This is a genomic window from Corallococcus sp. AB018, assembly GCF_003986945.1.
In the GTDB taxonomy this organism is placed as follows: domain Bacteria; phylum Myxococcota; class Myxococcia; order Myxococcales; family Myxococcaceae; genus Corallococcus; species Corallococcus exiguus.
The window spans coordinates 1-6,984 of record NZ_RAWR01000342.1; the positions used below are offsets into that span (position 1 = coordinate 1).

The window sequence follows — 6,984 nt, forward strand, 5'->3', positions numbered from 1 at the left end:
GGCGGCGGCATGGGCAGCGCCTCCTTCATGGGCTTCTCGTCGCGAGCCGGCGCGGCCTTCTCCACCGGGGGGCTCGCGGGGGCGCTGGACGACGAACCCCCACCCTTCTTGTAGAAGGCCAGGTAGCTGCCGGCGCCCGCGGACACCAGACCCGCCAGCACGCCGATGTCCGCCACCAGCGCGTACGTCTTGCCGGTGCTCTTCAGGTCCTCCGCGCGCGTGCTGCCCTGCGGCGCGGTCTTGAACGCGTCCGACTTGGAGGAGGCCTCCAGGCCGAAGTAGATGCCGCCCGCCAGGAGCGCCACGCCCGTGGCCAGCAGCACGTAGCCCGCGGTCTTGCGGCTCACGCCTCCGCCGCCAGCGAAGTGCTTCACCGGCTTGCCGTCGACGCGCGCCGCGTCCTGGCCGACGAGCCCCGTCAGCAGCGCCTCGGAGCCCGTGGCCATCGCGTCACCGCGCGGCACCTGGCCCATCGCGTACGCCAGGTTGTGGCCGTCCGCCACGTCCATGCGCAGGCCGGTGACGGTCAGGGGCGCGTTGCCCGGACCGCCGCGCACCAGCAGCGCCAGCACCTGCGGCACGTCCGCGAGCACGCCCAGCTCCTGCAGCGCCTGGTCCCGCTCCTCGTCGTCGGCGTTCTTCGCGATGCGCTCCACGAGCGCCGCGTAGCGCTGCTGCACCGGCAGCTTCGCGAGCGTGAAGGAGGACTCGCCCTCGCGCGCCCGGCCCTCCGTCACGGCATAGCCCGGCGCCACCAGCGTCACGTAGTGGTCCGCGCGCGTCAGGCCGGTGAGCGCCAGCGGGGACACGCCCCGGTAGGTGCCGTCCACGAACACCTGCGCGGCGGCGGGCTGCGAGCTCACGTTCAGCGTGGCCTGCGCGCCCTCCAGCTGCGACTTGCGCTCCTTCTCCACGAAGGCGACTTCCTCGGGCGGGAAGAAGTTGGGGTTGAAGGTGGCGCGCGGATCCACCGCGAGCACGCCGCGCATCTCCAGCTCCGCGGCCTTGTTCTCCCCGTTGGCCACCTGCGTCGCGGCCTTCATCACCCGCGCGCGGCTGAGCAGCGGGAACGCGCGCGACAGGTCCGCCTGCTCGTAGGCCTTCACCGCCCTGTCGAAGCTCTGGAGCGCCTTCACGGTGTCCAGTTCGTCGTAGGCCTTGGCGCCGTCCTTGAACGCTGCGTTGCCCTCCACCGCCTTCGTCTGGCGCGCGGTCGCGCCCTGGGCGTCCAGCGCGTCCGACAGACGGACCAGCTCCAGCCGGCCGGAGCGGGCCACGGCCTGCTCCGCCCAGTGCGCCAGCGCCAGCGCCTCACCCTCCAGCGAGGCATCCACGGGAATGGCCACCACCGCCACGCGGGGGCCCGCCGCCGTCGGCAGCGTTCGCGGCATCAGCCGCAGCGGTACGTGTTGTTGCTGCGCGGCCGCGGGGCCCACGGCCAGCATTCCCACCAGCCAGCCACTGAGCGTCGCGTGCAGCGCGCGATTGAAAGGACGTCGCATCCGGTCTCCCTCGTTGCTGTGCGCATTACACGCACTGCGAGGCGGAACGCCAGCCTCGAAAGGGGTTTCAGCGACCCGCGGTGCTCCCGGTGGCCCGGGACGCGGGCCCTGGCGCCAACCCATGGAGGTAGTTGAGCGCGACCTTCAGCTGTGGATCCGCGAGCTTCGCCGTCACCGCCCAGTCCTTCAGGTTCGCGGGCAGGGTCCGGGGATGGGCGGCGACCTCCGACGTCGTCTGGGACGGCTCCGCCTTGAAGTGGCCCCGCAGGTCCTTCTCCCGGGGTGCGTCACTGCCCGCCTTCCCTGTGGAATCCTCCGGCACCAGGAAGTCCGGGGTGATGCCCTTCTCCTGGATGCTGCGACCCTTGGGCGTGTAGTAGCGCGCGATGGTGAGCTTCAGGCCGGAGCCGTCCTCCAGCTCGATAATGGTCTGCACGCTGCCCTTGCCGAAGGTCTGCGTGCCCATGATGACCGCGCGGCCGTGGTCCTGGAGCGCGCCCGCGACAATCTCCGACGCGGAGGCGCTGCCCGCGTTGACCAGCACCACCAGCGGGTAGTCCTTCTCCGTGTCGCGGTCCCGGCTCTTCTCCTCGGAGGCGTTGCGGCCGTCGCGCCCGCGCGTGGACACGATGGGCAGGTTGCCCGGCAGGAAGCGGTCGCTCATGGCCACGGCCTGGTCCAACAGGCCGCCGGGGTTGTTGCGCAGGTCCAGCACCAGGCCGTCCAGCTCCTTGCCGCCGTTGAGCGCGCGCAGCCGGTCCAGCTCCTTCTTCAGCGACTGGTCCGTGCGGTCCTGGAAGTTCTTCACCTTCACGTGCCCGATGCCGTCGAAGAGCGCGCTCTCCACGGACACGATGCGGATGTGGTCGCGCAGGATGGCCAGCTCCCGGGGCGCGTTGAAGCCCGCGCGCATGAGCGTGAGCAGCACCCTGCCCCCCGCCGGCCCGCGCATCTTCTGGAGCGCGCGGCCCAGGTCCATGCCCTGGGTGCTCTCTCCGTCAATGGCGAGCAGCTCGTCCCCGGCCTTGATGCCGGCGCGAGCGGCGGGCGTGTCGTCGATGGGCGCCACCACTACCAGCCGGTCGCCCTTGCGCGCGATCTCGATGCCCAGGCCGCCGAACTCACCGGACGTGTCGATCTTCATCTCCCGGAAGACTTCCGGGGGCATGAAGAGGGTGTGCGGATCCAACGTGTCGAGCATCCCCTGGATGGCGCCCTGGATGAGCGTCTTGCGGTCCACGCTCTCCACGTAGTTGTTCTCCACGTAGGAGAGCACGCGCGCGAACAGCTCCAGCTGGCGGTACGCGGACTCCTCCCGGCCGGCCGCGTCCCCTGGCTTCTGCGCGAGCACAGGCGCGCCCCACAGCAGGAGCGCTGCGAATCCCATGCGCCACGGCTTCGGGAAACGGATCACGTGAGCGCGTCCTCGGGGGTCGGGTGGAAGGGGCCGTCGCAAGGCCCCCGAGTCTACACCCGGCCCGCCGGACGATTCCCGCCCTTAGAGGCGAGCCCGGTCCGCGAAGCCCACCAGGTGGGACACGAACGCGTCCGGCCGCTCCATCTGCGGCACGTGGCCAAAGCCCTCCACCACGTGCACCTCCGCCTGGGCGGGCAGGTGCTGCCGGTACCAGGCGAGGATTTCCGGGGGCAGGAGCCGCTCGCTGCCGCCCCAGAGGAAAAGCACCGGCATCTTCAAATCCCGCACCGCCTGGGGCGCGATGCTCGCCTGCGTCGCGAGCGCATCCGCCGCCAGCGCCTGCACCGTGGGCGTCGTGTAGAGCCTGCTCAGCGCCGGCGCGAGCAGCAGCGCGCCCAGGGGCGGCCGGTGGAAGAGCTTGCGCGTCAGGGCGCGGACATCCGCGCTCGACTTCACCGCGAAGTGCCCCAGCAGCGCCGCCAGCGCCTGCGGCGTCAGCTCCGCGCCCGCGGGGGCCACCAGCGCCAGCGCCTTCACCCAGGCGGAATGCTCGGAGGCCAGGTTGACGGCCATGGCGCCGCCCAGCGAGTTGCCCACCACGAGGGCGGGCGTCTTCACCACCTGCTCGAAGTAGGCGCGCAGCACGTCGAACTGGCCCTGCACACAGGTGGGGCCGCCGCAGTACTCGCCAGAGAAGCCGTGGCCCGGCAGGTCCGGCGCGAGCACGCGGGAGAAGCGCTTCGCCAGCCCGAAGAACGTGCGCCCGAAGCCGTTGGCGGATCCGCCCAGCCCGTGCACCAGCACCACCGGCGGACCCTTGCCCTGGCCCTCCAGCGCGTAGTGGTGCACCGCCTGCCCACCCACGTTCACCGTCTCCGACTCCACGCCCCGCGCCACCAGCACGCGGCGCATCGCTTCCTGCATCCCACCCATCAGGTCCACGCGAAGGCCTCCTTCCACACCAACGACCGCTGCCCCGCACCTTCTAACGCCTCCGCGTCTTGGACGCAGCGCATCAAACAGACAATGTCAGGGCGTCCCGGCGGCGGCGGTCGCGGGGGCGAGCCAGGGGGCGGGGTCGACGGCCTGCCCGGCGCGGCGGACCTCGAAGTACAGGTAGGCGCCCTTGAGGGAGCCGGTGTCTCCCACCTCCCCCACCACGTCGCCCGGAGTCACGCGCGCGCCCACGGCGACGGCGATGGTGGCGAGGTGGGCGACCAGGGTGTGGAAGTCGTCGCCGTGGTCGACGATGAGCAGGTTGCCGTAGCCGCGCAGCCAGCCCGCGTAGACGACAGTGCCCTCGGCCACCGCGTGCACGGGGGTGCCCGCCGCGGCGCGGATGTCCACGCCCTTCTGCACGGTGACGGTGTTGAAGCGTGGGTTCACCACGCGGCCAAAGCCCACCTCCACGATGCCCGTCACGGGCCGGGGCAGCTTGCCCTTCAGGGCGCCGAAGCCGCTCGTCGCGGGGGCCTCGTGCAGGTCCACCAGCATGCGGGTGAGCTCCGCGTCCGCGCCTTCCAACTCGCGCACGGCGCGCTTCGCCAGCTCCGCTTCGCCGGCCAGCTTCCCCACCACCTCCTCCAGCGCCTCCTGCTGCGCCTGGGCCTGCTTCGACTGTTGCTGGAGGAAGGCCACGCGCTGCGACAGCGAGGTGTGCAGCCGCTTCAGCTCCAGCGTCGCCTGCCGCTGGAGGGTCGCCACGTGCTGCACGGTGCGCAGCAGCTCCAGGTCGCCCGCCATGCTGGCCTCCAGCGCGCGGGCGCGCCACATGAGCGCGGCGAAGTCGTCCGCGGACAGGAGCACCTCCAGCGGGCGGCGGCGCTGGAGCCGGTACAGGGTGCGCAGACGCGGGGACAGCCGGCGCAGCTGGGCGCGCAGGGCTTCGCGCAGCACGGCCTCCTCTCGCTCGGCCAGCGCGACGCGGCGGCGGAAGAGGTTCAGGTCGCCCTCCAGCGCGCGCACGCGGCGGCGGGAGAAGGCGGCCATGTCCTCCATCAGCTCCATGCCCTCCAGCACGGAGAGCTTCTTCGCCTCCACCAGGGCCAGCGTGGCGCGCTGCGCGGTCAGCTTCTCGCGGATGGCCGCGCGCTCCGCCTCCTCGTCCGGCTGGGCGAACGCGGCGCTCGCGCCCAGCAGCGCCATGAGCCAGACGAGCCGTCTCATACGCGCAGGAAGCGCCCCACCGCGACAAAGCTGCCGCCCAGGCCCAGCGCGCAGCCGGCCGCGAGCAGCTCCAGCGCGGTGCGCGTCTCCACCCACGGCGCGGCCACGCCCGGCCCCAGGAGGAACGCGAAGAGCGAGCCCAGCGTGGGCCCCAGGAGCCGGCCGAAGAGCCACAGCCCGCCCACCGCCACCAGCGCGCCCAACAGCCCCTGAAGCAGTCCCTCCAGGAGGAACGGCGCCTTCACGAAGCGGTCGGTGGCGCCCACCAGCTTCTGGATTTCAATCTCCTCGCGCCGCGAATAGATGGCCAGCTGGAGCGTGGCCGCGACGATGACGATGGTCGTCCCCAGCACCACCACCAGCGCCACCAGCGCCCCGAAGCTCAGCGCGCGGGCGATGGCGGACAGCCGCTCCACCGCGGCCTCTCCGTAGTCCACGCCGGTGACGCCGGGCAGCGCGCGCAGCTCCTTCGCCAGGGCCGACAGCGCCGCGGGGGAACGACGCGCCTCCGGCACGCGCAGCTCCAGCGTCGCGGGCAGCGGGTTCTCCGGCAGCTCCGACAGCGCCTCACCCAGGTCGCCCAGCTCCTGCTTGAGCCGCTTCAGCGCCGCTTCCGGCGGCACCACCGTCACCTCGCCGTGGCTCAGCTCCACCACGCGCGTGTGGACGCCGTGCACCTCGTCTTCACCCAGCTGCGGCGCCAGGTAGAGCGTCACCTCCACCTCGCCGCCCAGCGACGCGAGCAGGTTGTCCACCACGTGCGACGCGCCCCGCGCCAGCCCCGCCGCGAACAGCGCGATGGCGATGGTGGACACGGCGATGAAGTGCACGAAGGGCGCGTGCTTCAGCCCCCCGGCCGCCGAGCGCCAGAAGTAGGCCACCTTCGACAGCACGCTCATACCAGCATCCGCCGCGCCGCCTTGACGCCGTCCTCGTCGGAGACGATGAGCCCGCGCTCCAGGCGCACCGTGCGCTTCTGGTAGCGCGACAGGAGCGTGGCGTCGTGCGTGGCCACCATCACCGTGGTGCCCCGGATGTTGATGTCCGTGAGCAGGTCCATGATTTCAACGGTGAGCGCCGGGTCCAGGTTGCCCGTGGGCTCGTCCGCCAGGAGGATGGTGGGGTCGTTCACCAGCGCGCGCGCAATCACCACGCGCTGCTGCTCTCCACCCGACAGCCGCAGGGGCAGCGAGTTCGCCTTGTGCTCCAGCCCCACGAGCTTGAGCATCCGGTGCACCTTCTCGCGCGCATCCGAGCGGGGCACACCCAGCACGTCCAGCGTGAAGCCCACGTTGTCCGCGACGCTGCGGTGGGGCAGCAGCTTGAAGTCCTGGAACACCACGCCGATGTTGCGCCGCAGGTACGGCACCGCCGACTCGCGGATGCGCGCGATGTTCTTCCCGCCCACCAGGATTTGACCCTTGGTGGCCTTCTCCCCGCAGAAGATGAGCTTGAGCAGCGTCGTCTTCCCGGCGCCGGACGGGCCGGTGAGGAAGACGAACTCGCCCTTCTCCACGTTCAGGTTGATGTCCTGCAACACCGGCGGATCGCCGGGATACGCCTTGTAGACGTGGAAGAACTGGATCATGTCCGGAGAAGCGCGAGGCCCTCCGGGCAGCGTACCACGCCCCCGGAGCCCGCCCAGGAACGGGCCGGGCATCGCCGGAGGGCAGCACCGCGCGAGCGGCCTTAGGAGGGCTCGCCCTCGCTCGCCAGGTAGCTGAGGATGACCTCGTCCAGGCTCTTCTCGGAGATGAGGTCCTCGCCGAAGAGCGTCTCCACGCCCACCTCGTTGATCCGCGGCTTCTCCTTGAGGGCGCGCGCGGCGGCCACTTCCGGAGGCAGATGTGAGGCGGGGGCCACGACGGGAGGAGGCGGCGGCGTGGGGGGGCGCGGCTG

6 protein-coding genes and 1 pseudogene are annotated in these 6,984 nt (G+C 71.7%); all 7 read right to left on the bottom strand.

The annotated features are described in order from the left end of the window. A partial coding sequence (locus D7Y11_RS40690; RefSeq protein WP_126936360.1) for a PEGA domain-containing protein occupies positions 1-1,502 on the bottom strand: 1,502 nt, incomplete at its 3' end. Between the two features lie 67 nt (positions 1,503-1,569). Further along, on the bottom strand, positions 1,570-2,889 hold the full coding sequence (locus D7Y11_RS40695; protein ID WP_217279565.1) for a S41 family peptidase: 1,320 nt from the start codon (positions 2,887-2,889) through the stop codon (positions 1,570-1,572). A gap of 111 nt (positions 2,890-3,000) precedes the next feature. Beyond that, positions 3,001-3,861: an alpha/beta fold hydrolase gene (locus D7Y11_RS40700; RefSeq protein WP_120580665.1), complete on the bottom strand. Its 861-nt coding sequence runs from the start codon at positions 3,859-3,861 to the stop codon at positions 3,001-3,003. Positions 3,862-3,948: 87 nt separating this feature from the next. After that, entirely contained in the window at positions 3,949-5,085 is a 1,137-nt protein-coding gene (locus tag D7Y11_RS40705) for a murein hydrolase activator EnvC (protein ID WP_199746036.1), read from the bottom strand. Continuing rightward, positions 5,082-5,984 (bottom strand): ABC transporter permease, encoded by a 903-nt coding sequence (locus D7Y11_RS40710; RefSeq protein WP_120580666.1) that lies wholly within the window; start codon positions 5,982-5,984, stop codon positions 5,082-5,084. The genes D7Y11_RS40705 and D7Y11_RS40710 overlap by 4 nt, the downstream gene beginning before the upstream one ends. Continuing rightward, positions 5,981-6,673, bottom strand: a complete 693-nt coding sequence (ftsE, locus tag D7Y11_RS40715; RefSeq protein ID WP_120580667.1) for a cell division ATP-binding protein FtsE — start codon at positions 6,671-6,673, stop codon at positions 5,981-5,983. Before ftsE ends, D7Y11_RS40710 begins: the two co-directional genes overlap by 4 nt. A 101-nt stretch (positions 6,674-6,774) precedes the next feature. Beyond that, positions 6,775-6,984 (bottom strand): annotated as a pseudogene (locus D7Y11_RS40720) (hypothetical protein); the annotation flags it as partial.